Here is a 23,410-nt window from a genome sequence, read left to right on the forward strand (position 1 = left end):
CAATGAGCGCAGATGCAATAAAATTACTCAAACCGAAGGTCTTTGACAAGTCCCGCTGGATGCAGTTTCCCCGCGACGTCGTGATCGGCCATGATGTCTTCGGGCAGCTCCCTTCGGTCTGCAACGACTTAAAACTCGGGAAGACTGCGCTCATGATCTCGGGCAGGAGCACAATGGAGCTTGCCGGCAACAGGGTCCGGGAGATCCTCTCGGAGCACCACGAGGTGACGCCGTTCTTTGCCGAGGAGATCAGCAGGCCGATAATCAAAGCGGCCGAGAAGGCGGCAGCGGACGCAGACTTCATCATTGGTGTTGGCGGCGGCCGGGTGATCGATACCGCGAAGATCGTCTCCTACAACCTCGACATCCAGTTCATCTCCGTTCCCACCGCCGCATCGCATGACGGCATTGCCTCGTCCCGGGCCTCGGTCGCCACGGAAGGGGGGCACTCCTCGCTCGAGGCCCAGCCCCCGATTGCGATCGTTGCCGATACCGGCATCATCGCATCGGCCCCCCATCGTCTCCTTGCATCGGGGTGCGCTGACATCATCTCCAATTATACCGCGATCCTCGACTGGGAACTTGCAAACCGCGTGAAAGGCGAGCCGGTGAGCGAATACGCGATTGCGCTCTCGAAGATGACTGCGGAGATCCTCGTGAAGAACGCCCACCTCATCAAGCCGCATCAGGAGCAGTCGGCATGGTTTGTCATAAAGGCGCTTGTTTCGAGCGGGGTCGCGATGAGCATCGCCGGCTCGTCCCGGCCGGCAAGCGGCGGGGAACACAAGTTCTCTCATGCTCTCGACCGGCTCGCCCCGGGCAAGGCGCTTCACGGGGAGAGCTGCGGGATCGGCACTATCATCTCCATGTACCTCCATGGCGGCGACTGGCGGGGGATCCGGGCATCCCTGAAGACCATTGGCGCCCCCGTGACCCCGGCGGAAGTGGGGATTGACGATGACATCGCAGTGGAGGCGCTCCTGATGGCAAAGGATATCCGTCCCGAGCGCTTTACCATATTCGATATGGGGCTCACACGTGAATCGGCGGAGAACCTCGTGCAGATGCTGTACAGAGAGTGAGGTTGTCGCACATGGCAGAAGCAAAAACGAAAGTGACACTGGTCGGGACGGTGCTTGCAAAGCAGGGTGTGGAGTTCATCTACGAAGGTGAAGTGGCTGACTGCGAGAGCTGCAAGGTAAAAAAGGCATGCAACAACCTCCAGAAAGGCAGGAAGTACCGGATCGTCTCGGTCCGCACCACCCACCATGAGTGCGCTGTCCACCTCAACGGCGCGACCGCGGTCGAGGTGATGGAGGCGCCGATTACGCTCCTGATCAGCCCGGAGATGGCGATCATCAACTCGAAGATCAAGCCGGATCTCTCCTGCAACAAGCATGATTGCCGGAGTTATACCCTCTGCCGGCCCGACGGCGTGGTTGAGGGCGAGAAGTATATCGTCGTGGATGTGCTGGGTAATGCCCCGGACATCTGTGAGAAGGGCAGGGCCCTGAAGCTGGTGGAGATCAAGCCGGCATGAAGATACGGGCCTGATCCGGTAGTTCTCTATTTTTTACAAAAATATATTAACGCTCTTGGGGGTGACGAACCTCACGGAACGCGGGGTGAGGCGGGAGAAGAACCCGAAGGGTTCTTCGATCGGAGAGATGGGGTCATCCTCCTGTCTACCACAGAGAATAGATAATGTGACTCTGCGAATCCCGCCCTTTCAGCGGTCTTCCCTCCCTTCCCATACCCGCCCCGCCAGGTGCACCAGCTTCTCATATCCCTCGACCCCTTGGCTCCACCGCTCCGGTAAGGCCTCGAGGCCCCAGTATGCCCCCGCCAGTGCCCCGGTACAGGCCCCGACCGTGTCCGCATCCCCGCCAAGGTTGACCGCGGAGAGGATCGCATGCTCGAGTGTCCGCGACTCCATGAAGCACGAAAGAGCTGCATGCGAGCACTGTACTGCATCGAGCCCTGGTACTATTGTATAATCCCGGTAATTGCCGAGCATTGTGCGAACCTCCGGATATGTGCAGAGCGACCGTGCGTGCCGGAACGCCTCCCTGCGTGAAGTTCCCCGTATCATATCGCTCACCATCACGTTCAGGAACGCGGAGCAGTAGCCCCCGACCGGATCGTAGTGGGTGAGCCGCGAGCAGGTTACGCTGACCTCAGCGACTCGCGGGGCGGGATAGAAGATCCCGAGGGGAAAGCCCCGCATCACGCTCCCGTTGGACCGGCTGCCATGCCGGCGCTGGTGCACGATCCGTGCGGCATGGTGCGGCAGGGTGCCGGAACGAACCAGATCAAAGAACAGCGAAGAGGTCGGGCCGTACCATTCCGGGCGTTGAATATATCCCTGGAATAATCTCTCTGCAAGGTCATCCGGGTCAAAACGCCCGCAGGAAGCAAGCGATTCCGCGACTGCCATAGCCTGCAGCGTGTCGTCCGTGACTTCCCCTTTTTTCCGGAAATGGCGCCCGCCGGGACGCATTTGGGTCACCCACGCTTCAGGTTTGCGAGATCCTTCTAAAGGCGCACCCAACGCGTCCCCAATTGCGAGCGCAACGAGCGATCCCGCGTGCCGCATTCTTCCTGTTATAAATCTCACCAATAAGGTATATGTGTCCCACAAAAAAAAGGATCATCTTGGAAGAGGTGATAGTGTGCAAAAGGAAGAGTTGCTGCATTTACACATGCTGATGATCCACATCAAGAAGTACTATGAAAACGTCACCAACGAAGAGATCGAAACCGAACGCTACAATTCCCTTGAAATTTCTCCTGTCCATATCCACAAGGACAAAAAAGCCCACAAGGATGCTCTCCTCACACTCGGGGATGAGATCGTTACCCATATCCACCACCGCCCCGTGCAAGTGGTGAACTATTCTTCAGAGACTGCATCACAGAAAGTTGCAGCCGAACATTAATCTGTCATGGATGAGGCACTGGCGCTCCGGGAGATGATCTCCCGCATCCTCACCCTGCCCCCCGGCGACGCAGCGATCGTTGCGGCGAAGATCGAGATCTGCAGGAAATATGCCCTGCCCGTGGTGCCAAAGAACTCCGCGATCCTCGCCGTTGCGCAACCGGAGGAGCGGGAGGCCCTGCGGAAGATCCTGCTCGTCAAGCCGGGCCGGACGCTCTCCGGTGTCGCGCCGGTCGCCGTGATGACCTCCCCCGCTCCCTGCCCCCACGGGAAGTGCCTGCCCTGCCCGGGCGGGCCGGACCACCCGTTTCATTCCCCGCAGAGCTACACGGGCGAAGAACCTGCAGCAAAACGGGCACGGGAGCATGGGTACGACCCGTTCCGGCAGGTGCAGGCCCGGCTCGAGCAATTCGAGATCCTTGGGCACCGCGTGGACAAGGTGGAGCTGATCGTGATGGGCGGGACGATGACCGCCCGGCCGGTGGAGTACCAGGAGGAGTTCGTCTCCCGGTGCATCGAGGCGATGAACACGTATCCGGGCGGTGCCCCGGCCCTGAAGCCTATCGCTGTCCCCGTGGTCGAAGAGGCGAACGAGACTTTCCCGATCCGCTGCGTCGCGATCACCTTCGAGACCCGGCCCGACTGGTGCCGGCGGGAGCACATCGACCGGATGCTAGGGCTTGGGGTAACGAAGGTGGAGATCGGTGTCCAGCACGTTGATAATGCGATCCTCTCCTTCAACCGGCGCGGGTGTACAGTCGAGGACACCGTGGCGGCAAACACCCTCCTCCGCGATGCCGGGCTCAAAGTGGGGTTCCACATGATGCCCAACCTCCCCTCCTCAACAATCGAGGCTGACCGGCAGATGTTCGAGACGATCTTTTCCGATCCCCGGTTCAAGCCGGATTTCCTCAAGATCTATCCCACACTCGTCACCCCGGGTTCGGAGATCGAGGGCCTCTGGCAGCGGGGTGATTATGCTCCGTATGACGAGGACGAGCTCGTGGACCTGATCGCGTACGGGAAGTCGCTCATCCCGGAGTACGTGCGGCTCCAGCGGATCCAACGCGACATCCCGGCGAAGCTGATCGTGGCTGGCTCCCCGCACTCCAACTTCCGGCAGCTCGCCCAGAACCGGCTGAAGCTGCTCGGGAAACGCTGCCGGTGCATCCGCTGCCGGGAGATCGGCCGGCTCCCCTCGCTTGGGGAGGCGGAGATGCGGGTCCTGCAGTACGAGGCATGCGGCGGGCAGGAGCATTTTATCTCGGCTGTAGCGGACGACTCGCTCATCGGCTTTGCCCGGCTCCGGTTCCCGTCGCAGGTGTACCGCCCTGAGCTTGACAGTGCGGCGCTCCTGCGGGAGCTGCACGTGTACGGCAGCCTCGTGCCAGTCGGGAAGGATGCCGAGGCGGATGAGTGGCAGCACCGGAACTACGGGCGGGCACTCCTTGCCCGGGCCGAGGAGATTGCGTCCGTTTCCGGGTATGAACACCTCGCCATCATGAGCGGCATCGGAGTCCGGCCCTATTACCGCAGGCAGGGCTATGAACGTAAAGGTCCTTATATGGTTAAGGGGTTGTCATGAACCCGGCCACTACCGAATTCCTCCGCCAGCGGTTTACCGAGTACTACAAGAAGACAGTTCTCATCTCGCCCTCATCCATTGAGCAGCGCGAGTGGGGTTTTGTCCTCTTCAATCCCGGCGGGACCGAGATGCGCATGCGGAGGCATATTGGTTTCTCCAGCCGCGGGGAACTGGCCGAATATATCCGGAACCTCATCCCCCAGCACGCCTATTACTCGACCGCCTATTACGAGAAACCCGATGCCGGGACCATGGCGGACAAGGGCTGGTGCGGGGCCGACCTGATCTTCGACCTCGACGCCGACCACATCATGCGGGGCCCGTACGACCAGATGCTCGCCCGTGTCAAAGAGGAAACGGAGAAGCTCATATCGATGCTGACCGACGAGTTCGGCATGGACCCTAAGACGATCGAGCTGGTCTTCTCCGGGGGGAGAGGGTATCATGTCCACGTCAAGGACATCGCGTTCCGGGGCTGGGGGAGCGCCGATCGCCGGGAACTGATCGACTATGTCTGCGGGATCGGGATTGAACCTGCGGCCATGCTCACGGGAAAGCTCACGGCCGCCCCGGGGTGGCAGAAGCGGTACCGCGAGGCGCTTATCGAGTACCTCGGGTGGATCGGGACCCTCCCGGAACCGGATGCGATGGCCCACATGACCACAATCGAAGGGATCGGCAAGGACTCGGCTGCCACGTTCCTCAGGAAACGTGAAGAGATCATCACGGAGATCGGACGCCACCCATCCAGTATGATCCTGAAGAACCGGGTGCTCGGTATCATCGTTGCCCAGCAGGAAGGGGAGTTTAAGAAACGGCTCCTGTCCCGGGCGGCACTCGCCGACGAACCGGTCACCACGGACACCAAAAGGCTGATCCGGATGCCGACCTCCCTTCATGGCGGAAGCGGGATGCGGGTCCAGCCGCTCGAACTCCGGGAGCTCCATGACTTCGAGCCGCTCACGGATGCAGTTGTATTCGGGACGAGGGACGTGAAGGTGGATCAGAAGTTCCCGATGAAGATGCCGATGCTCGGAAGTACTTATGAGCTCCCAAAGGGCATCACTACAGTACCGGAAGCGGTCGCAGTATTCCTCTGCTGCCGCGGCATGGCAGAGATTGCCTGAGGACTAAAACCATGAAGCTTGACGACCTGCGCAGCACCCTCCTGTCCGAGCGGGAGACCGGGAGGCTCACATCCGTAGTCTCTGACATCTTCGAAAAGGGGCATGCGGAGCTCGCGGCCATCACGAAAAAAGTGTATGCCTTTGAGGACCCGTTCTCGGACGAGGCCCGTTCCCTGATTGACGAGACCCTCTCGATCCGGGAGACCCTCCACGACATCTTCTCCCTCCGCATCCGCAAGATCCTCGCCCTCGCGGTGATGCATGCCGAGGGCAACTATTACGACCGCGAGGAGGTGAAGCGGATGATCCCGGCCGAGCGGGAGATGTTTGAGCAGATCACGGCAAGCATCGAGCAGTCAAAGGGCATCCTGCTGCAGAACCTGCCGCACGCCCCGCTCACGTCTCGCACGCCTCCCGTAGCTGCGGCTGTCGTGGACGAAGAAGAATCCGAACCTCTGGCGGACGATCCGGCAGAACCGGGCACGCAGGCTCTGCCAACTGTGGTACCGAAGGGTCCCGAACCCATTTCCCATCCCTGCGCCCTTGTCCGGGTGCTCGAAGACATGGAATCGTTCATGGGCGTGGATGGGAGGATTTATACCCTCTCAAAGGGAGATATAGTGACGCTTCCTGAGCGGAATGCTGCGGTCCTGAGTGAACGCAACATAGTCTTAAATATGAATCTTTGAAAATAATATAGGTATTCGATTCGGAATCATCGGTGAAAATTTCATGAAAATGCCAGCAAAATTTACGACCTATTGCCCGTTCTGCAGGAAACACCAGGTGCATGAGGTCGAGAAGGTAAAGAAGGGCAAGACGACCGGCCTCCACTGGATTGACCGCCAGAAGGCGCGGAGAGGCACAGTGGGCAACATGGGCAAGTTCTCCAAGGTGCCCGGCGGCGACAAGCCAACGAAGAAGATCAATGTCCGGTACCGCTGTGTCGTCTGTAAAAAGGCGCACCTGCGCAAGGGTTACCGTGTTGCAAAATTCGAGCTGACGGAGTGAGTGTAATGGTAAGCCATATTCGGGAAAACCGGAGTAAATTCTTCAAGGTAAAGTGCCCGGACTGCGAGAACGAGCAGGTCGTCTTCGAGAAGGCCAGCACGGTCGTCAAGTGCATTGTCTGCGGCAAAGAGCTTGCCACCCCCGCCGGGGGACGTGCGAACATCAAGGCTGAGATCGTCTCAGAGCTCAAGTGACACCACCCATGGCGGACAGAGAGTGGCCACAGGAAGCGGAACTGGTTGTCTGCACGGTCGAGAATGTCAAGGACTTTGTCGCCTTTGTCTCGCTCGACGAATACGGTGGCCGCCAGGGGCTCATCCCCATCTCTGAAATCGCCACGGGCTGGATCAAGTATATCCGTGACCATATCCGCGAGGGCCAGAAGATTGTCTGCAAGGTCCTCAACGTTGACCGGAGCCGTGGCCACATTGACCTTTCCTTAAAGGATGTCAACGAGCACCAGCGCCGCGAAAAGATCCGCGAGTGGAAGAACGAGTCCAAGGCACAGAAGTGGCTCGGGTTCGTTGCGGAACAGACCGGGGAGCCCCTGGCCGCGATCGAGGACGTCATCTACAAGAAGTACGGGGCATTTTACCCGGTCTTCGAGGATATTGTCATCGACCCCGAGACCACGCTCAAGAAACTCGGGTTCTCAAAGAAGGTCACGGAGGTTCTCCACCACGTGGCGCACGAGAGCGTGAAGGTGCCCCATGTCGAGGTCACCGGGCACCTGATCATTGAGTCGACCAGGCCGGACGGCGTCGAGGTGATCCGGAAGGCGCTTGAGAAGGCGAGCGCCTCGAAGAGTGCCGGGGCGGAGATCGAACTGTTATACCTCGGTGCACCTACGTACCGGATCAAGGTGAAGGCACCGGATTACAAGACCGCGGAGAAGGCGATCGAGAAGTCCGCCAATGCCGCGATTGCCGTGTTGGAAAAAGCCGGTGGCGAGGGCAAGCTCGTCAAGAAACCGAAGTCCGGGAAGAGTCAATGAGCGGTCGTATCCGGCAGTGCCCGGCAGATCATATCTATACCCTCTCTTTAACCTGTCCTGAATGCGGCAGGTCTACGGCTGTCGCCCACCCGGCGCGGTTCTCTCCTGAAGACAAGTACGGTAAATACCGCAGGCTGGCAAAACATGATTGAGGATATCACGGTCCGGTACCTCGACAGTTTCAAGGACAAGCAGCTGGTCGATCCCATCCTTATCGAAGGTCTCCCCGGCATCGGCCAGGTTGGAAAACTGGTCGCCGAGTATATGATCCACATACTTGCGGCGGAGAAGATCGGTGAGATCCATTCGATCTACCTCCCCCCGCAGGTGATCCTTGAGGAGAATGGTCTTGCACGGCTTGCGAGAAACGAGCTCTTCCTCTACCAGTCCGGAGGAAAGGACGTACTCTTCCTTGTCGGTGACCACCAGAGCACCTCCAACGAGGGGCACTATATCCTCGCGGACTTCTATTGCGGGATCGCCGAGGAGCTGAAGGTGAAACGGATCTACACGCTCGGAGGGTTTGGCGTAGGCCATCTCGTTAACGAGCCCAGGGTGCTCGGTGCGGTGAACCGGTCAGAGCTCCGTACTGAGCTTGAGGCGGCGGGCGTCACGTTCAACCGCGACGAACCGGGCGGCGGGATCATCGGTGCCGCCGGCCTGATCCTCGGCCTCTCCGCAGAGTGGGGCATCGATGCGGTCTGCCTGATGGGCGAGACGAGCGGGTACCTCGTGGACCCGATGAGTGCGGCAAACGTGCTCGCGGTCCTCTCGAAACTTATCGATGTTCCTGTCGATCAAACGAAACTCAACGACCGGGCCGCCGAGATGGAGAAGGCGATCGAGAGCATGGTCGAGGGAGAGAAACACGGGGATGAGGAGCTGAGCTATATCGGGTGAGCTATAGAAGATTCTGTTCATCTTGTAATATTGATTAGTTATTTTAGAATTCGAATGATTATTAATCCATTATTTTTAATTCATGCATATGGAATCCCGGAAGGATTCATGTGAACGAATTTTTAATGAGTTAGTAAATATTGGCTTAATTTCTCGGTCTCATTCAATAAAAGTCTCTGATAAATGGGATTATTTTCATGCTGGCTTGAAGACAATTCACTATAATCTTAAGATGAATCAGTTGAGTGAAAATTCAATAAGAATTAGCTTACTCCATGAGGAGGGACATATTCGATTTCTATACCGAAGTATTCTATATCTTTTTCTCATCTTTATCGTCATTATGTCCATTGTAATTTTTATACAATTTGAAATATTAGTCAAGATTTTCAGCATCATAATTATTGTTCTTATTTCTGTGTGGTATTTCCTTTTCCTGGAAGAATATCAATGTGATAAATTTGCATCGATTTTACTTCGAGATAAATACAAAATATCGAAACCTTCTTTGGTTTTAGAAAAAACTTTAGAGAAGATGCCACATTATGGCCTGTCTGCGCTAACTCATCCATCAATAAATCAAAGAGTTAAAAAAATCGCAGAAATTGTAGATGAAAAAACATTTGATATAAAAATTGAATAAACCTGCCGACGCTCTTGGGGGCTTTGCCCCCGCCGCTTTGGCATCCCCCTATTGCGATGCCTCAATATTACCTGTCTGGGGATTATCGCAATGCGCCCCATCCCCCTCGGGGGACTGGTGGCGCAAGAGGGGGGGCGATTTTGTTTACCAATAAAAATTTTCTGATGAACTTTTTTTTATTATGCATTTCTCTCTAAAAACCCCACGATTTCCTCAATATCCGGCACGGAATGCACCGGGTAGATCTTCACGAACACGACCCGCTGTTTCTCGTCCACGATCACGTTCGCCCGCTCGGAGAACCCGTTCTCGTCACGGAAGATCCCGTACTTCTGCGCAACGGCGCCATGGGGCCAGAAGTCGCAGAGGAGCGGGGTCTCCCGGATATTCAGGCTCTTCGCCCATGCCTGCTTGCAGGGCCGGGAATCGACGCTGATGCCGACGGGGATGCAGTTGTTCGCGAGAAACACGTCCCGCTGCACCTCAAGGGATTTCATCTGGGCGGCGCAGAAATCGGTCCATGCGAGCGGGTGGAAGGAGAGGAGCACGCGTTTCCCTGCCTGTTCGTAGAGGTCGAAGGTCTTGTCGTTCTGGTCCTTGAGCGAGAAGTTCCGGGCAGGATCGCCCACCTGTACCATGTTGGCCTGTATCATCAGATCACCTTGTTATGGTTTTCTTGTGGCCGGGATGTATGAGGTTTTGGATCGATACAGCTCACCTCACGATCCCCAGCATGGGGGCTGGTCACCCATGATCCCAATATTACCCCATCCGACCCCCCACGCCCCTACGATCCTCCGCAACACGTACCGCAACGTCATAAAACAGCCTGCATAAACATGCAGATCCCGATTGGGAAGAGGGGGGTCGGATGGGGTAAAAATGCTCATTACCCGGGATCACGACCTTAACGATCCTGGTGATCCCTATGAAGCCCGGCATAATTTTTCCGTCAGAACTTATACAGGAACCAGTACCTTTGGGAGGGAATGAAGGAAGGATCACAAGGCCTGAGCCCGGGCCATCATGACCCTGCCCGACCCCCCCATAAGATCCGGAGGACTCCGTTCCACCGATACCCTCATATCTGACTATACGTAACATCCCAGTATATCCATGACCGAAGAATTTTCCGATATTCCGCTCTTCATGGAGCAGATGGCAAAGTCGATACGGAAGACCGTCGCTATGCTGGACAAGGCTGAGACCTCCGCGTTCTTTCAGAGGATGCTCGCGGCACGACGGGTCTATGTGGCAGGGGCAGGCCGGTCCGGTCTCATTGCACGGGCATTTGCCATGCGGATGCTTCACCTTGGCTTTGATGTCTACGTTGTCGGGGAGACGATCACTCCAGCATTGCAGCCGGGCGATACCCTGGTGGTATTCTCGGGATCGGGTGAGACGCACTCGATGGTGACCTTCTCCAGTACGGTAAAGGAGCTTGGGGGAATCGTCTGCCTCATCACCGCATCGCCGGACTCGAAGATGAGCAGGATCGCAGACTGCGTGGTGAACCTTGGGGATCTCACCGGGTATTACCGGGGTGACACCTCCACGTTTGAGGAGCGGCAGATGACCGGGCAATACCGATCGGTCGCATCGGCATTCGCCCCGCTGGGCACCATGTTTGAGACCCTTGCCCTGATCTTCTCTGACGCCGTCATCTCTGCGCTGATGGAAGCAAAAAAAGAGGGGGCCGGGGAACTGAAGGGGCGGCTGGCCAATGTGGAATGAGGGAGAACCCCACCCAAACCCCTCTCTTATATCCCGTAACAACCCATCTATAAGCTATCCATGCCCGTCAACGCTGACCTCCACATCCACTCCCCGTACTCGATGGCCGTCTCCCGCTTCATGCAGCCGGAGCAGCTCCTGAAAGGATGCGTGACGAAGGGCATCCATGTGCTCGGTACGGGCGATGCACTCCAGCCGGACTGGCAGAAAAGCTGGCAGCTGTATCTGGAGAACGATGCCGGGATCGTCATCGTCCCGCAGGGAGAGATCGAGGACCAGAGACGCGTCCACCACGTGATCCTTGCCGAAGACCTCGCCCAGTTCAGCCAGCTCCGCGACCTGATGGCCGGGAAGTGCAAAAGTTTTGAGACGAGCGGCCGCCCCCACGTCTACCTGAGCGGAGGGGAGATCGCGGCGCTGGCACACGATGTCGGCGCTCTGGTCGGCCCCGCTCATGCCTTCACGCCGTGGACCGCGATGTATGCCTGCTTCGACAGTGTCCGGGCCTGCTATGGGGACGAGAAGATCGACTTCCTCGAGCTCGGTCTCTCGGCGGATAGCTCGTACGGGGCGGCGATCCCGGACCTCTACGATGTCCCGTTCCTCACCAACTCTGATGCCCACAGCCCGTACCCGGAGAAGCTCGGCCGCGAGTTCAACCGGCTTCGGCTCCAGCACCGGAACCCAAAGGAAGTGCTTGCCAGCATAAAGACGAGGGCAATCGAGATGAACGCAGGGTTCTTCCCGGAGGAAGGGAAGTACAATCGCACGGCCTGTACCCGGTGCTTCACGCAGTACTCCATCGAACAGGCCATCGGGAACCGGTGGCGGTGCCCGGCAGATGGCGGGATCATCAAGAAGGGCGTGTCCGACCGGGCAAAGGAGCTGGCCGGCGAGGGTACTCCCCGTCCCCGTCCCCCGTACGTCCACATCATTCCCCTCGGCCAGATTATCCAGACGATGGAGAAGACCTCGTCCCCGAACACAAAGAAGTGCACGGCGATCTATGCAACCCTCCTCAGCACGTTCGGCAACGAAATCGCCGTGCTGATCGATGCGCCGGTTGCGGAGATCCGGGCAGTCCATCCGAAAGTCGCGGATGCAGTCGATGCCCTGCGGAAAGGGACTGTCACACTTCACCCGGGCGGCGGCGGGAAGTACGGGACGTTCTCGCTCGGATGATAAAAAAGTTGTGAATTACCTCTGCCGTAACCTGTTCTCCGTTTACATCCACAATCCCAGTACCCGGAACGCGATCCCACCGATGGCGATCGCCATGACGATCTCGGTTGCGGATATCGCAAGTGCTTTTTTCCAGCCGAACTCCGATGCGAGTACCAGAATTACCGAGATGCAGGGGATGTAGAGCATCGAGACCAATGCAAGGACAATCAGCTGGACCGGGGAGAGTACCGTTGCAAAGTTCGTCGTGTGGAAGATCACGGCGAGCGTAAGGATCGTCAGTTCCTTTCGTATGATCCCGAAGATAAGGGTGATCCCGATGATTGCCGGAAGCCCGAGCCAGAGAACGGTAACGGGAGCGAGCAGATCATTTACCGGGTTGAGAAGCCCCGCTGCATAGAATCCCTGGAGAACGGCACTCCCGATGATATAAGCCGGGAAGACGATCCAGATGAGTGATTTAGTCCGGGCCCAGGTCTGCTTCAGGACGACCGAGAGCGAGGGGATATGATAATCCGCCATCTCCATGATCAGCCCGACAGACTCGCCCGGCATGACCTTGAACGCAACTCTCCCGGCAACAATGATCAGGAGAATATCAAAAGCATAGAGTGCGAGCGCCCACCAGATGTTGACGAACGCGGCGACAAGTCCGAGGATGACCACCGTCCGTGCAGTGCACGGCACGAGCGTCACCAGAAATGCGGCGAGGGTCTTCTGCTTAGGCGTTTCCATGATCCGGCACGAATAAATGGCCGGGACATTACACCCATACCCGAGGATCAGGGGAATGATCGCCTTCCCGTGCAGTCCCAGTTTGTGCATGCCACGGTCGAGCATCACCGATATGCGGGTAAGATAGCCGGAGTCCTCGATAACCGCGAGGAGGATATAGAACGGGAGGACGTAGGGAATGACCAGTGTCACGCCGGCGATAAACCCGGTGAATGCCCCGTTCCAGAGAATGTCCATGAGCGGCCCTGAGACCACCGGTTCGTACTGTTCGAACTGCGAGAGGAAACTGGTAAGAAATGCCGAGACCTGCGCCCCGATCAAAAATGTCCAGAGCAGCAACCCCCCAATCACGGCGATGATTGCGAGGTACCCGAGAACCGGGTGGAGGGCGACTGCATCGAGCTTGTCGTTCAGGCTTTTTTTCTGCGGCCCTTCGCCCGGTGACCGCATGGTGATCACTTCGGCCGCAATCCGGTCTGCAATCTGGTACCGCTCCGCGCTCATGACAACACAGACCGGTTCCCCATGGATGGATTCGATCTCCCCCGCGAGAGAGCCCGCCGTTTCAGCAATGCCGGGGGCTTGTCCGTTTATGAGTTGCACGATTGCCGGATCACGTTCGAGCAGTTTGATTGCAGTCCAGCGCACGGGATACGGGGTCGTTACCGTATCCAGCAGGGAGATAATTTTTCCTATCCGCTCTTCCACTTCCTTTCCATAGCGGAGGACCGGAGGAACCGGGTGATCCTGCATGAGACCCGTGATTGCGTCCGTGAGGGCCGGGATCCCCTTGCCCCGGATGGCAACGGTCGGTACAACCGGGACGCCGAGCAGGGTGGAGAGTTTAGCATTATCGATGGTAATTCCTTTCTTTTCGGCGAGATCGATCTGGTTGACCGCTATCATCAGCGGGGGTGCCAGTTCCAGGAGCTGGATCGTGAAGAAGAGATTGCGTTCCAGTGCCGAGGCATCGATGACGTTGATCACTGCATCCGGGTGTTCGAGCGCAATAAAATCCCGCGAGACCAGTTCCTCCATCGAGTACGTGGAGAAGGAGTAGATGCCGGGCAGGTCGATCACCCGGATCCGCTTCCCCTTGTGCAGCAGGAGTCCTTCCGCCCGCTCGACGGTCTTTCCCGGCCAGTTACCGATAATCTGGTCAACACCGGTCAGCTGGTTGAAGATCACGCTCTTGCCGACATTGGCATTGCCGGCAAGGGCAATCGTGTAGTCTGCATTTTTTATTTTGGATTCCCCGCCGGTTGAGCAGCCTTTGCATTCTCCGCACCCACTCATGTTTCACCCGGCCCCGGCGATTCGATAAAGATATTCTCGGCGATCGCGTGATCGATGGCAAGTTTTGTTCGTCTCACCAGGATCTCTACAGGTCCCCCCATGGGTGTTTTTTTCAGGATGGAAACGTTGGTCCCAAGCGTAAGCCCAAGGTCGGAGAGGCGCTGGACGACTTTGCAGTCCCCCCGGATGAAAGCGATCCGGCTTTTCTGTTCCGGATTGAGATCCGTGATGGGAATGATCTTTTTATCCCGGATGGCAACGGGCATATCGGTTTTTCCTGCACTGTCGCACTCGGCACAGCTCCCCACACCTTTGTTGCAGGGGCTGATCGGGCTGCCGTGCGGGCAGTGTGCCGGCGCGTCCAGCATCCGGCAGAGAGCATCCTCTGTCTCTTCAGAGATCGTGTGCTCCATCCGGCACGCTTCATCGTGGACCTTTTCCTGGTTCAGTTTGACGACATCAGTTAAGAACACTTCAAGGAGCCGGTGCTTCCGCTTGATCGTATCCGCAATCTTTTTTCCCTCTTCTGTCAGCGTCGCGCCCTGGTAGGGTTCGTACTGGACGAACCCTTTGTCCGAGAGACTTTTCAGCACCTCCGTCACGCTTGCCGGGGCGACTTTCAAGCATTTTGCTATCGCGGTTGTTTTCGCTGACCCATTCCGTGATTCGAGATCATAGATCGCTTCGAGATATTCCTCGACCTGCTCCTGAGCCATTGTACCCGGTATTTAGCCCTCCCTAAATATTAAACGTTTAGGTTGGCCTAAATCCCCCGGCATTTTGATTTTTACAGGGGATTTTCCGGGATCTCTGTGAAGGGGGCTGCCGGGTCCGGTCGTATGCTGTTGACGGGGATTTCTGAGCGGAATATCCTTTCTGTTATGTTGAGCAGTCAGTATATTTTGTCCGTAAGTTTGCCTGTAAGTGAACATTCCCCCACCCTTCTGTCATCCTGCTGACACTACATTGGCAGTAAACGTTTTTTTAGCATCGTAAATATTAATGGAGGATGACGCCAACATGATCTCTCAATGCTCAAAGTACATCGGGATATCTGTGGATATTGCGGATGCTGCGTATCGGTCTGCCCGGAAGGCGCCCTTGAATTGATCGACGCGTATCTTTCGGTAGAGAAGAACTGCACCAGCTGCGGTATCTGTGCAAAAGTCTGCCCTCTCGGGGCCCTGGAGGTCATCCATGAAAAATAAGTATGATGTCCTCATCGTCGGTGGCGGCCCGGCAGGAGCGATCGCGGCGAAGACTGCCGTAGAGAAAGGCCTTTCGGCATGTATCGTTGAGAAACGCCAGGCCATCGGCGCCCCGGTCCGCTGTGCGGAAGGGATCGGCAAGGAAGCCCTCCTCGAGTTCATCGAGCCCGACCCCCGCTGGATCTCCGCGGAGATGACCGGTGCAACAATCGTCGCCCCGGACGGCTTCGTGATGAAATTGTCTTCGGAGATGGCCGGCAGCAAGGTCGGCTATGTTCTCGACCGGAAGTTCTTCGACCGTGAGCTGGTCTGGAGAGCGGCCGAGGCGGGTGCAGACGTTGCGGTGAAGGCCCGGGCATGTGCCCCGATCATAGAGAACGGTGTTGTCAAGGGCGCAAAGGTCGAATCCGGTGGTAAGATCACAAATATCAGGACCCATGTGGTTATCGCTGCCGATGGGGTCGAATCAAAGTTCTCGAAATGGTGCGGGATCGACACCACGGTCCCGGTCCGCGAGATCATGAGCTCGGTCCAGTACGTGATGACCGATATCGAAATCGACCCAACGTCAACGGTCTTTTATCTCGGCAACGAGGTCGCACCGGAAGGCTACCTCTGGGTGTTTCCCAAAGGGAAGCGGTCGGCCAATGTCGGGATCGGCATCTCCGGCAAGAAGAGCGGGGACGGCCACCGGGCGAAGGACTACCTCGACAAATTCGTGAAAAAGACCTTCCCCCATGGCAAGGTGATCGAGTTCATCCCCGGCGGGGTCTCGGTCTGCCGCCCGCTTGCCTGCACGGTTGCCGACGGCCTTATCATCACCGGCGACGCAGCCCGGGTCGTCGATCCCCTCACGGGCGGCGGCATCTATAACGCGATGTATACCGGCCGGCTTGCGGCAGAGATTGCAGCAGACTGCATCGGAAGGGGCGATGTCTCGAAGAAGGCGCTCATGGCCTACGACAAGGCATGGCGGGCATCGAAGATGGGTAAGGCGATCGAACGCAATTACCATATCAAGGAATATCTGATCAAGCAACCCGATACAAAACTCAACGAGATCATCCACTCGGTCTCGAACATCAATCTCAAGGAATTCTCGACCCTCACCCTTATAAAAGAAATCATCAAGGTGAACCCGAAACTGATGCTCGAGCTCGGCGCGCTCGCTGCCTCACTCCGCTGATTTTTTCAGCTGCTTGTTGAGGAGCCGCAGGCAGTCATCTTCGGCTTCTTTTTTTGTGAATACCGTGAAAATATCGCCCGGCTGGATCTTCACGTTGCCGCTCGGGATGATCAGTTCTCCACCGGCCCTGCGGATGGCGATGAAGACAAAGTCCTTCACCTTGAGCTCGCGGATCTCGTGGCTGACGATCGGGGCGCCAGCCTCCGCTACAATCTCAAAGATGCTCCCGCCGGGAATGGAGGCAAGCTGCTGGAGCTGCGGGTTCTGGGTCCAGTAATAGAGGCGGGCTGCCACGAGCTCGTCAGGGTTCTCGCTGATCCGGACCCCGACCTCCTTGAAAAAGTCGGAGTGGGAGGGCTGGTTGACGATCGCAACGACATTGAGGACCCGGAATTTCTTGGCGAGCCAGCAGGTCATCAGGTTGACCGAATCGTCGCTCGTGGTCGCGATCAGGGCATCGGCCCGGTCGATGCCTGCCTCTTCGAGAACAGTCTTGTCCGTGGCATTGCCGGTCACTGCCATGACATCGTAGTGTTCAAGCAGCTCGCTGCACCGGGCCTCGTCCTGGTCAATGACAACCACGTTGTGTGCGTGTTCGACTGCCATCTTGGCGAGGTTTCTCCCGATCCCACCGAGCCCTACGATGATGATGTACATGACTACCGGTTACCATCATCGCCATTGAAATAATTTGCGCATCAACCACTTCATGTGATCTGCGGCGTTGACGAGGCAGGGAAGGGCTCGGTGCTGGGCCCGCTGGTGGTCGCTGCCGTAGCCGTGCCATCGGAAGACGCGCTGGACGATCTCGGGGTAAAGGACTCCAAGCTCCTCTCCCCAAAGGAACGCGAGCGGCTGTACCCTCTGATCCGGAAACGGTGCAGGGTCGCAACGGTCAGGATTGATGCCCGGGAGATCGACGCGATCCGGGCCGAGATGACCCTGAATTCCGCAGTCGCCCGGGCCCATGCGCAGGTGATCGCAAAACTCTCCCCTGCTCGCGCCTACGTGGATGCGTGCGATGTCAACTGCTTCCGCTATGCAGAGATGGTGAAAAACAACCTTGACCTTGTCTGCGAGATCGTCTCGGAACACCATGCCGATGAAAAATTTCCGGTGGTCTCCGCGGCAAGCATCATCGCCAAGGTGACCCGTGACCGGGCGATCGCCACGCTTTCAAGAAAATACGGGGAGATCGGCAGCGGGTATCCCTCGGACCCGGTTACCATCCGGTTCCTGACCACCTGGATCGACGAGCATAAAACCCCCCCCCCCATCGCCCGGAAGAGCTGGAAGACGGTTGGCACAATCTTAGCGAAAAAATCCCAGAGCAGTCTGCTCGATTTTTGATGAATCCGAGACCTTCATCAGAATCCGAAAGGTTCATCAGAATCCGAAAGGTTCATCAGAACCTTGAGGAAGAGAAGAACCCGCAAGGGTTCTTCGAATTCGATCTGGTCGAAGAATGCTGATGCATTCTTCTCCTCGTCAGGGTTTTGATAAACCCTTCCGAAGTCGAAGAATTGCTGTGCAACTCGTTCGAAGACCTTCGGGCTTCTCCTGCTTCGGGTTTGATGACCCTCAGCATTCTCCTGTCTCAAGTCTGATGGCTTTCGACAAGTCGAAGAGCCTTGCGGCTCTTCTCCAGCCTGCTCTCTGATGAGAGCAGTCTTCCAACAACGGCGTGCTTTATCTCTCTAAAAATGCCATAATTGGTAATGGATTGGTTTTTGGTCCTTCCCGTGATCATCGCATGTTACGCGATTCTCGCATATTATATCAGTTCACGGCGGCTATGGGAGGACCATATCACTTTCTACGGCCCGATCATGGCGATCAAGACGGATCGGGTTGGTTTTTTTGACTGGTTCGCCCGGTATCGGCGCTTCTTCCGGTTCTACGGCACGATCGGGGTGGCCATGGTCGTCGTCGTCTCGGTGATGATGACAGCGATGCTCATCATCTCCCTCCAGACCACCCTCGTACAGAAGCCCGCGCCCACCGCGGTCAACGAACTGCGCAACGTCCTCGCCATCCCCGGCCTGAACGATTTCATTCCCTTGACGATTGCGGTTCTCATCGGCCTGATCATCACGATGGTGGTCCATGAATTCGGGCATGCGATCCTGTGCAGGATCGAAGGCATCCGCGTCAGGGCCATGGGGATCCTCATCCCGGTCATCCCCATCGGCGCCTTTGTCGAACCGGACGAGGAGGACCAGGAGAACACGAAAGGGCTGGCAAAGATGCGGATGTTCGGGGCGGGCATCACCAACAATATCGTTCTCGGTGTGTGCTGTTTTTTACTGTTGATCTTCCTGCTCGGCTTTGCCGTACCCCTTGCCACCCCGCTGGTCAGCGGCGTCTACGTGGGCTCCCCTGCCTACGTAGCCGGTCTCCCACCTGATTCGGTGATCATGGAGGTGAATGGCATCAGCATATCCACGAGGGACGATGTTTCGAAGATCCTCGATAAGACCCGTCCCGGCGATACCGTAACGCTCCTCATCGATAACAAGGGGACCCTCGAATCGCATACCCTGACCCTCACGTCCTGGCCGGCAGGACTGAGCAACAAGACGAGCGGGTTCATGGGGGTGTCGTACTACGATGCCGGCCAGCTGAAGCAGATCTTCAACAATCTCATGAGCCCGATCGGTTTCCTCGTTCTGCTCGCCGCCCCGATCTGGGTGATCCTCAACCCCTCCCAGTGGGGATCATTCATGATCCTGATGAACGATACGGCCAGTTCCGCGATGTGGAACGTGCCGTTCCCGTTCTACTGGCTCGTCATCCAGCTCCTCTTCTGGTGCGGCTGGTGGAATCTTGTTGTCGGGACGTTCAATGCCCTCCCCCTCGTCCCACTTGACGGCGGGTACATTATGAAGGAGGGGGTTGACCGGCTTCTCGATAAAAAAGGGCTTATCCGGTATTCGGGATACGTCGTAGCGGCTGTCAGCTACGCAATGCTGGTTGTCATCCTCTCGATCTTCATCCTCCCCAAACTGTTCCACCTGTGAGGAGGGAGCAGGAACCGATCCTCCCTTTACATGACCTTTTTTGCAAGCGCGTAATCTGCGGGGTCGACCGTTTTTATACGGGATGCCACGTCCTTTAAGGGGACGGTGCCGATCCGTGCACCCTGCAGGGCGACCATGCACCCGAAGTTGCCGTCCCGGACCTGTTCTACCGCCGCAATACCGAACCGGGTGGCGAGCACCCGATCAGTGGCTGACGGGGTGCCCCCGCGCTGGACATAGCCGGGGACCGTCACCCGCGTCTCGATCTGAAGCCTGCGTTCGAGTTCCCGGGCGAGCAGGTTTCCAACCCCTACGAACTTCTCGTGGCCGCATTCGTCTCGGTCGCACGCCGGCACGGTGACCCCGGCGATCTCCTCGTGATGCGTCCCTTCCGCCACCACGACAACGGAATACTTTTTCCCGGCCTGGTACCGCGCCTTCAGGTTCGCGCACACCTCGTCCATGGAGAACCGGATCTCCGGGATGAGGATCTCATCCGCCCCGCCTGCGATACCCGCTTCAAGTGCGATCCAGCCGGCGTCCCTGCCCATCACTTCGACGACCATGATCCGGTGGTGGGACTCCGCGGTGGTCTGGAGCCGGTCGATCGCGTCCGTGATGATCGAGACCGCGGTATCGAACCCGAACGTCCGGTCCGTCCCGGCCACATCGTTGTCAATGGTTTTTGGCACGCCGACAATGGGGATCCCTTGCCTGGACAGGTCATATGCGGCCGAGAGCGTGCCGTTCCCCCCGATCACCACGAGTGCACTGATGCCGGCGTTCTCCCTGTTTTTCCGGATACGCTCCAGGCCGGCCGGATCATGCAGGGGATCGGTCCGCGAGGTGCCAAGGATGGTCCCGCCCCGGGAGATGATGCCGGATACTTCCGGTGCGGAAAGGGGAACCATATCAACATCGAGCAGTCCCTGCCACCCGTTGCGGATGCCGATGAGATGATACCCGTACAGCTGACCCGTGAGGACGACCGCACGGATTGCCGCGTTGAGCCCGGGACAGTCGCCACCTCCGGTGAGGATACCGATCGTATGCACTCCCTTTCCTCTTTCCTGATCCCCTGCTGACTTCACGTCTCTATCACTTCCTATCTCCGGATATTGTGAACGATGCATAATGAGCTTTGGATCCTTACCAGGGAGGTTGCCGGGATACGTGAATATCCGGAATCAGTGAAAAAAGAATGCAGGATTATTGCGTGCCCGAGGGGTTCAGGTCGATCTTCTCCGGCTCCCCGGGGACCTTCCGTTTGCTGGTGTCCTTGAGTTCGTCCTCGGATACCTTGGGTACAGCGTCCTGGATCTCCTTGAGTATCGCGTCCACCTCTTCGCGCTGCGGGATCTCGCCGAGGATCTTCTCGTCCATGACCGGCCGTGCGGTCGTTTCATCCGGAGTCTCGTCCGCGGCTCCAAGGAACTTTGCCCCCTGTCGGATCAGCTGCGAGATCTCGAACGGGAAGATGATCTTCGTGGCCTGGCCGGCCGACATCGTCTTGAGGGCGTCCAGCGAGAGCACGGTGATCGCTTTCTTGTCAAGAGGTGCGGCACCGACCGAGAGGATCCGGAGGCCCTGTGCCTGACCCTGCATCTGGAGGATCTGCGAGAGCCGTTCACCTTCGGCCCGGAGTACCTTGCTCTGCCGTTCGCCTTCCGCCTCGAGGATCATGCTCTGCCGGAGACCCTCCGCCTTGAGGATCGCGGAACGCTTCTCACCGTCTGCCCGCAGGATAGCGGCCCGTCGTGCCCGCTCCGCTGCCGTCTGCTCGGTCATTGCATTCTTGACCGCCTCGACCGGGTCGACCTCCTTGATCTCCACGCGTTCGACTTTGACACCCCACTGGTCGGTCTCGTGGTCGAGGATGTCCCGCAGTTTCGTATTGATCCGCTCGCGGTTGTACAGCACCTCGTCGAGTTCCATATCGCCGATGACCCCGCGGAGAGTTGTCTGCGCAAGGGCCACGGTCGCCATCCGGTAATTGGCGACCTCGAAATATGCCTTCTCCGGGTCGATCACCCGGATGTAGACGATCGCATCGACGTTGGTCGGGGAGTTGTCCTTCGTGATCACTTCCTGCTTGGGGATCTCCATGACGGTGGTACGGAGATCCAGTTTCGTCACATCGGAGACGAACGGGACGATCCACCGGAACCCGGGATTCATCCGGCCCACGTACTGCCCGAGCCGGATCTGGAGGCCCTGCTCGTACGGCTGGATGATCACGACGCCTTTGGCAAATATTGCGACAATGACCAGTATCAGGAATATGACGATAAGCGTATCAATAAACGGCATATTATGCTACCTCTTCAACAACGATATGGACCCCTTCGGAGTCAACTACTTTCACCTTCTTCCCCACGGGAATGGGCGCACCGGTCGAGTGGGCGCTCCATTCGGTGGTCCCGATCATGACCTTCCCGGTAAGGGTGTTCGGGTCAACGTTTTTTATCACGAGCCCCTCTTTTCCCACGAGCGAGTCGCGGCTGATGGTCGTGGGGCTCTCGTTCGGGGTGATCCTGCCGTACATCCAGACCGTGAAGCCGGCGGCACAGATTGCGACAACGACGCCGATCACGACTCCCCACCCCGAGTTGAAGATGTCAATGCCGAGGAGGAGCAAAATCCCGATAAAGATCATAACCGTGGCCGGCACCGTGGCAAAAAAACCCGGGGAGTGTATCTCGACAAGGAGAAGCACGGCACCGATGACAATGAGCAACCACCCGACGGAAAGCCCCAGATCCGGAAGCACCATAGATCAGTGTTCGATTGCCGGCGGATAAAAAGATATGGAAAATATCCGGCCTTTTATTTTATTATAGCCGGAATGTCTGGGTATCCGGCGTGATGCGGCCGGCACGCGGACATATATATTCATAAAACAGCGAGAACGTGGCAGTGATTATACACAGTGCTGCCTTCATGCGGGGACCGCACATGAAGATGAAGATCGTGCCTGGCTACATCATTCGCAACTTTGCGATTTTTACGCCAACCGGGACTCCGATCTCGTCGGCCACGGGCTGGCATTTTGCTGCGAGGAGGTAGGCGACCGGGGGAAGATCCGTCATCTCCGAGAGCGACTCGAAGTTTGCCATGCCCTTTGCAATGATGATCGTGCAGTCATCAAGGGCCTGCCGGAGATCGCCCGGTATCAGGTCCATGCAGATGCCGATCTCCGCATCCGCACCGCCACCCGTTGTCGTGAGATGGTCGACAATGGTATCAAGCCCGAGAGCGAGCGCGTCGTCTGTGGTGGCATCGTTCAGGATCGGGCTCTCTTTCACAGCAAGGGTCACGTGAGAACCCCGGGACTTGAGGTACTGGATCAGCAGCTTGTCGAAGACGATCTCGCCACAGTTGTCGCTTAAGTACACGACGCGGGAGCAGAGCGGCAGGATTTTTTCTGTATCATCGATATACAGGTCTTTTTTGAACTCGCTGTTGAAAAATGAGAGAAAATCGCCGGTGACGGAATGGCCCTTGACGCCGTAATCAAAGATGTTCGCGATTACCGCTGCATGAACATAATCCCTGAATGTATGGAGCCGGCCCCGGACCTGCCGGCAGACCTCTCCTGCCTGGCGGTTCCCCTGGCGTTTGAGTTCATCGAACGGGTCGGAATTGTTCAGCAGGGTATATGCCTGGCGGTGGATGCGGCTTGCAATCTGCGGATGGCTGAGCGGCTGGCCGCGGAGTTCATCAATAACCCCCCGGCATGCACGGGCAGCGGCATCCGTGAGATCGGGATTTGCGCGGCACAGGGAACACTCAAGATTGACGCGTGAAAGAAGGCAGTCAACGCAGGTTTCCGTGATCTTCATAAACAGCAG

General features: G+C 57.5%; 28 protein-coding genes. 18 read left to right on the plus strand and 10 right to left on the minus strand.

Annotated elements, in window-relative coordinates; genetic code table 11:
- Nucleotides 1-2 precede the first annotated feature (2 nt).
- The gene (locus ABSG49_RS09895) at nt 3-1,082 is read left to right on the plus strand and encodes an NAD(P)-dependent glycerol-1-phosphate dehydrogenase (RefSeq protein WP_424025966.1); all 1,080 of its coding nucleotides are present in this window, start codon (nt 3-5) and stop codon (nt 1,080-1,082) included.
- A gap of 11 nt (nt 1,083-1,093) precedes the next feature.
- Entirely contained in the window at nt 1,094-1,540 is a 447-nt protein-coding gene (locus tag ABSG49_RS09900) for a UPF0179 family protein (RefSeq protein WP_424025967.1), read from the plus strand.
- A 189-nt stretch (nt 1,541-1,729) separates the two neighbouring features.
- Here ABSG49_RS09900 and ABSG49_RS09905 read toward each other — a convergent pair whose 3' ends face one another.
- On the minus strand, nt 1,730-2,596 hold the full coding sequence (locus ABSG49_RS09905; RefSeq protein ID WP_424025968.1) for an ADP-ribosylglycohydrolase family protein: 867 nt from the start codon (nt 2,594-2,596) through the stop codon (nt 1,730-1,732).
- A 76-nt stretch (nt 2,597-2,672) separates the two neighbouring features.
- Here ABSG49_RS09905 and ABSG49_RS09910 point away from each other — a divergent pair, with 76 nt between their 5' ends.
- The 10 genes from ABSG49_RS09910 to ABSG49_RS09955 all read left to right on the plus strand — a co-directional run bounded on the left by ABSG49_RS09910 (nt 2,673) and on the right by ABSG49_RS09955 (nt 9,198).
- Nucleotides 2,673-2,939 (plus strand): UPF0058 family protein, encoded by a 267-nt coding sequence (locus ABSG49_RS09910; RefSeq protein WP_424025969.1) that lies wholly within the window; start codon nt 2,673-2,675, stop codon nt 2,937-2,939.
- Between the two features lie 6 nt (nt 2,940-2,945).
- Nucleotides 2,946-4,523 (plus strand): tRNA uridine(34) 5-carboxymethylaminomethyl modification radical SAM/GNAT enzyme Elp3, encoded by a 1,578-nt coding sequence (locus ABSG49_RS09915; RefSeq protein WP_424025970.1) that lies wholly within the window; start codon nt 2,946-2,948, stop codon nt 4,521-4,523.
- Nucleotides 4,520-5,650 (plus strand): DNA primase catalytic subunit PriS, encoded by a 1,131-nt coding sequence (priS, locus tag ABSG49_RS09920; protein WP_424025971.1) that lies wholly within the window; start codon nt 4,520-4,522, stop codon nt 5,648-5,650. Before ABSG49_RS09915 ends, priS begins: the two co-directional genes overlap by 4 nt.
- 11 nt (nt 5,651-5,661) lie before the next feature.
- A complete protein-coding gene (locus ABSG49_RS09925) occupies nt 5,662-6,339 on the plus strand; it encodes a hypothetical protein (protein WP_424025972.1) in 678 nt (225 codons plus the stop codon).
- A gap of 43 nt (nt 6,340-6,382) precedes the next feature.
- Nucleotides 6,383-6,661 carry a 50S ribosomal protein L44e gene (locus ABSG49_RS09930; RefSeq protein WP_424025973.1) on the plus strand — a complete coding sequence of 93 codons (279 nt, stop codon included), beginning with the start codon at nt 6,383-6,385 and terminating at the stop codon, nt 6,659-6,661.
- A gap of 5 nt (nt 6,662-6,666) precedes the next feature.
- On the plus strand, nt 6,667-6,855 hold the full coding sequence (locus ABSG49_RS09935; protein WP_424025974.1) for a 30S ribosomal protein S27e: 189 nt from the start codon (nt 6,667-6,669) through the stop codon (nt 6,853-6,855).
- 8 nt (nt 6,856-6,863) lie between these two features.
- Nucleotides 6,864-7,655: a translation initiation factor IF-2 subunit alpha gene (locus ABSG49_RS09940; RefSeq protein ID WP_424025975.1), complete on the plus strand. Its 792-nt coding sequence runs from the start codon at nt 6,864-6,866 to the stop codon at nt 7,653-7,655.
- On the plus strand, nt 7,652-7,807 hold the full coding sequence (locus ABSG49_RS09945; protein WP_424025976.1) for an RNA-protein complex protein Nop10: 156 nt from the start codon (nt 7,652-7,654) through the stop codon (nt 7,805-7,807). The genes ABSG49_RS09940 and ABSG49_RS09945 overlap by 4 nt, the downstream gene beginning before the upstream one ends.
- Nucleotides 7,800-8,555 (plus strand): proteasome assembly chaperone family protein, encoded by a 756-nt coding sequence (locus ABSG49_RS09950; protein ID WP_424025977.1) that lies wholly within the window; start codon nt 7,800-7,802, stop codon nt 8,553-8,555. The genes ABSG49_RS09945 and ABSG49_RS09950 overlap by 8 nt, the downstream gene beginning before the upstream one ends.
- A 343-nt stretch (nt 8,556-8,898) precedes the next feature.
- A complete protein-coding gene (locus tag ABSG49_RS09955; RefSeq protein ID WP_424025978.1) occupies nt 8,899-9,198 on the plus strand; it encodes a hypothetical protein in 300 nt (99 codons plus the stop codon).
- Nucleotides 9,199-9,377: 179 nt separating this feature from the next.
- On the opposite strand, the gene ABSG49_RS09960 is transcribed toward ABSG49_RS09955, so the two are convergent.
- Nucleotides 9,378-9,851 (minus strand): redoxin domain-containing protein, encoded by a 474-nt coding sequence (locus ABSG49_RS09960; protein ID WP_424025979.1) that lies wholly within the window; start codon nt 9,849-9,851, stop codon nt 9,378-9,380.
- 463 nt (nt 9,852-10,314) lie between these two features.
- Here ABSG49_RS09960 and hxlB point away from each other — a divergent pair, with 463 nt between their 5' ends.
- Nucleotides 10,315-10,932 carry a 6-phospho-3-hexuloisomerase gene (gene hxlB / locus ABSG49_RS09965; RefSeq protein ID WP_424025980.1) on the plus strand — a complete coding sequence of 206 codons (618 nt, stop codon included), beginning with the start codon at nt 10,315-10,317 and terminating at the stop codon, nt 10,930-10,932.
- Between the two features lie 60 nt (nt 10,933-10,992).
- Nucleotides 10,993-12,114 (plus strand): endonuclease Q family protein, encoded by a 1,122-nt coding sequence (locus ABSG49_RS09970; RefSeq protein ID WP_424025981.1) that lies wholly within the window; start codon nt 10,993-10,995, stop codon nt 12,112-12,114.
- Between the two features lie 42 nt (nt 12,115-12,156).
- Here the strand turns inward: ABSG49_RS09970 and feoB are convergent, their stop codons facing one another.
- Complete coding sequence (gene feoB, locus ABSG49_RS09975; protein ID WP_424025982.1) at nt 12,157-14,145, minus strand: ferrous iron transport protein B; 1,989 nt, start codon at nt 14,143-14,145, stop codon at nt 12,157-12,159.
- A complete protein-coding gene (locus ABSG49_RS09980; RefSeq protein ID WP_424025983.1) occupies nt 14,142-14,861 on the minus strand; it encodes a metal-dependent transcriptional regulator in 720 nt (239 codons plus the stop codon). The genes feoB and ABSG49_RS09980 overlap by 4 nt, the downstream gene beginning before the upstream one ends.
- 315 nt (nt 14,862-15,176) lie before the next feature.
- Between ABSG49_RS09980 and ABSG49_RS09985 the strand changes: the two genes are divergently transcribed.
- Both ABSG49_RS09985 and ABSG49_RS09990 read left to right on the plus strand, forming a co-directional pair.
- The gene (locus ABSG49_RS09985) at nt 15,177-15,353 is read left to right on the plus strand and encodes a 4Fe-4S binding protein (protein WP_424025984.1); all 177 of its coding nucleotides are present in this window, start codon (nt 15,177-15,179) and stop codon (nt 15,351-15,353) included.
- Complete coding sequence (locus ABSG49_RS09990) at nt 15,343-16,539, plus strand: NAD(P)/FAD-dependent oxidoreductase (RefSeq protein WP_424025985.1); 1,197 nt, start codon at nt 15,343-15,345, stop codon at nt 16,537-16,539. Before ABSG49_RS09985 ends, ABSG49_RS09990 begins: the two co-directional genes overlap by 11 nt.
- Here the strand turns inward: ABSG49_RS09990 and ABSG49_RS09995 are convergent.
- Entirely contained in the window at nt 16,528-17,196 is a 669-nt protein-coding gene (locus tag ABSG49_RS09995; RefSeq protein ID WP_424025986.1) for a potassium channel family protein, read from the minus strand. The two genes, ABSG49_RS09990 and ABSG49_RS09995, sit on opposite strands and share 12 nt — an antisense overlap.
- A 54-nt stretch (nt 17,197-17,250) precedes the next feature.
- Here ABSG49_RS09995 and rnhB point away from each other — a divergent pair, with 54 nt between their 5' ends.
- Complete coding sequence (rnhB, locus tag ABSG49_RS10000; protein WP_424025987.1) at nt 17,251-17,889, plus strand: ribonuclease HII; 639 nt, start codon at nt 17,251-17,253, stop codon at nt 17,887-17,889.
- 17 nt (nt 17,890-17,906) lie between these two features.
- On the opposite strand, the gene ABSG49_RS10005 is transcribed toward rnhB, so the two are convergent.
- Nucleotides 17,907-18,140, minus strand: coding sequence for a hypothetical protein (locus ABSG49_RS10005; protein ID WP_424025988.1), 234 nt, complete (start codon nt 18,138-18,140; stop codon nt 17,907-17,909).
- A gap of 117 nt (nt 18,141-18,257) precedes the next feature.
- Between ABSG49_RS10005 and ABSG49_RS10010 the strand changes: the two genes are divergently transcribed.
- Nucleotides 18,258-19,559: a site-2 protease family protein gene (locus ABSG49_RS10010; RefSeq protein WP_424025989.1), complete on the plus strand. Its 1,302-nt coding sequence runs from the start codon at nt 18,258-18,260 to the stop codon at nt 19,557-19,559.
- 26 nt (nt 19,560-19,585) lie between these two features.
- Here ABSG49_RS10010 and ABSG49_RS10015 read toward each other — a convergent pair whose 3' ends face one another.
- The 4 genes from ABSG49_RS10015 to ABSG49_RS10030 all read right to left on the minus strand — a co-directional run bounded on the left by ABSG49_RS10015 (nt 19,586) and on the right by ABSG49_RS10030 (nt 23,401).
- Nucleotides 19,586-20,614, minus strand: coding sequence for a 6-phosphofructokinase (locus ABSG49_RS10015; protein WP_424025990.1), 1,029 nt, complete (start codon nt 20,612-20,614; stop codon nt 19,586-19,588).
- 154 nt (nt 20,615-20,768) lie between these two features.
- Nucleotides 20,769-21,869: an SPFH domain-containing protein gene (locus ABSG49_RS10020; protein ID WP_424025991.1), complete on the minus strand. Its 1,101-nt coding sequence runs from the start codon at nt 21,867-21,869 to the stop codon at nt 20,769-20,771.
- A gap of 1 nt (nt 21,870) precedes the next feature.
- The gene (locus tag ABSG49_RS10025; protein ID WP_424025992.1) at nt 21,871-22,332 is read right to left on the minus strand and encodes an NfeD family protein; all 462 of its coding nucleotides are present in this window, start codon (nt 22,330-22,332) and stop codon (nt 21,871-21,873) included.
- 205 nt (nt 22,333-22,537) lie between these two features.
- The gene (locus ABSG49_RS10030) at nt 22,538-23,401 is read right to left on the minus strand and encodes a damage-control phosphatase ARMT1 family protein (RefSeq protein WP_424025993.1); all 864 of its coding nucleotides are present in this window, start codon (nt 23,399-23,401) and stop codon (nt 22,538-22,540) included.
- Nucleotides 23,402-23,410: the final 9 nt, after the last annotated feature.

Source organism: Methanoregula sp., assembly GCF_049510175.1.
Taxonomy (GTDB): Archaea; Halobacteriota; Methanomicrobia; order Methanomicrobiales; family Methanospirillaceae; genus Methanoregula.

Bases quoted from the DNA above. Each gene is read 5' to 3' on its own strand.
- ABSG49_RS09940 (WP_424025975.1), top strand. From the start codon at position 6,864: ATGGCGGACAGAGAGTGGCCACAGGAAGCGGAACTGGTTGTCTGCACG.
- ABSG49_RS09945 (WP_424025976.1), top strand. From the start codon at position 7,652: ATGAGCGGTCGTATCCGGCAGTGCCCGGCAGATCATATCTATACCCTC.
- ABSG49_RS09980 (WP_424025983.1), bottom strand. From the start codon at position 14,861: ATGGCTCAGGAGCAGGTCGAGGAATATCTCGAAGCGATCTATGATCTC.
- hxlB (WP_424025980.1), top strand. From the start codon at position 10,315: ATGACCGAAGAATTTTCCGATATTCCGCTCTTCATGGAGCAGATGGCA.
- feoB (WP_424025982.1), bottom strand. From the start codon at position 14,145: ATGAGTGGGTGCGGAGAATGCAAAGGCTGCTCAACCGGCGGGGAATCC.
- ABSG49_RS09900 (WP_424025967.1), top strand. From the start codon at position 1,094: ATGGCAGAAGCAAAAACGAAAGTGACACTGGTCGGGACGGTGCTTGCA.
- ABSG49_RS09955 (WP_424025978.1), top strand. From the start codon at position 8,899: ATGTCCATTGTAATTTTTATACAATTTGAAATATTAGTCAAGATTTTC.
- ABSG49_RS09915 (WP_424025970.1), top strand. From the start codon at position 2,946: ATGGATGAGGCACTGGCGCTCCGGGAGATGATCTCCCGCATCCTCACC.
- ABSG49_RS10020 (WP_424025991.1), bottom strand. From the start codon at position 21,869: ATGCCGTTTATTGATACGCTTATCGTCATATTCCTGATACTGGTCATT.
- ABSG49_RS09985 (WP_424025984.1), top strand. From the start codon at position 15,177: ATGCTCAAAGTACATCGGGATATCTGTGGATATTGCGGATGCTGCGTA.
- priS (WP_424025971.1), top strand. From the start codon at position 4,520: ATGAACCCGGCCACTACCGAATTCCTCCGCCAGCGGTTTACCGAGTAC.
- ABSG49_RS10025 (WP_424025992.1), bottom strand. From the start codon at position 22,332: ATGGTGCTTCCGGATCTGGGGCTTTCCGTCGGGTGGTTGCTCATTGTC.
- ABSG49_RS09970 (WP_424025981.1), top strand. From the start codon at position 10,993: ATGCCCGTCAACGCTGACCTCCACATCCACTCCCCGTACTCGATGGCC.
- ABSG49_RS09995 (WP_424025986.1), bottom strand. From the start codon at position 17,196: ATGTACATCATCATCGTAGGGCTCGGTGGGATCGGGAGAAACCTCGCC.
- ABSG49_RS09925 (WP_424025972.1), top strand. From the start codon at position 5,662: ATGAAGCTTGACGACCTGCGCAGCACCCTCCTGTCCGAGCGGGAGACC.
- ABSG49_RS09950 (WP_424025977.1), top strand. From the start codon at position 7,800: ATGATTGAGGATATCACGGTCCGGTACCTCGACAGTTTCAAGGACAAG.
- ABSG49_RS09990 (WP_424025985.1), top strand. From the start codon at position 15,343: ATGAAAAATAAGTATGATGTCCTCATCGTCGGTGGCGGCCCGGCAGGA.
- ABSG49_RS09960 (WP_424025979.1), bottom strand. From the start codon at position 9,851: ATGATACAGGCCAACATGGTACAGGTGGGCGATCCTGCCCGGAACTTC.
- ABSG49_RS09895 (WP_424025966.1), top strand. From the start codon at position 3: ATGAGCGCAGATGCAATAAAATTACTCAAACCGAAGGTCTTTGACAAG.
- ABSG49_RS10010 (WP_424025989.1), top strand. From the start codon at position 18,258: ATGGATTGGTTTTTGGTCCTTCCCGTGATCATCGCATGTTACGCGATT.
- ABSG49_RS09905 (WP_424025968.1), bottom strand. From the start codon at position 2,596: ATGCGGCACGCGGGATCGCTCGTTGCGCTCGCAATTGGGGACGCGTTG.
- ABSG49_RS09930 (WP_424025973.1), top strand. From the start codon at position 6,383: ATGAAAATGCCAGCAAAATTTACGACCTATTGCCCGTTCTGCAGGAAA.
- ABSG49_RS09935 (WP_424025974.1), top strand. From the start codon at position 6,667: ATGGTAAGCCATATTCGGGAAAACCGGAGTAAATTCTTCAAGGTAAAG.
- ABSG49_RS10030 (WP_424025993.1), bottom strand. From the start codon at position 23,401: ATGAAGATCACGGAAACCTGCGTTGACTGCCTTCTTTCACGCGTCAAT.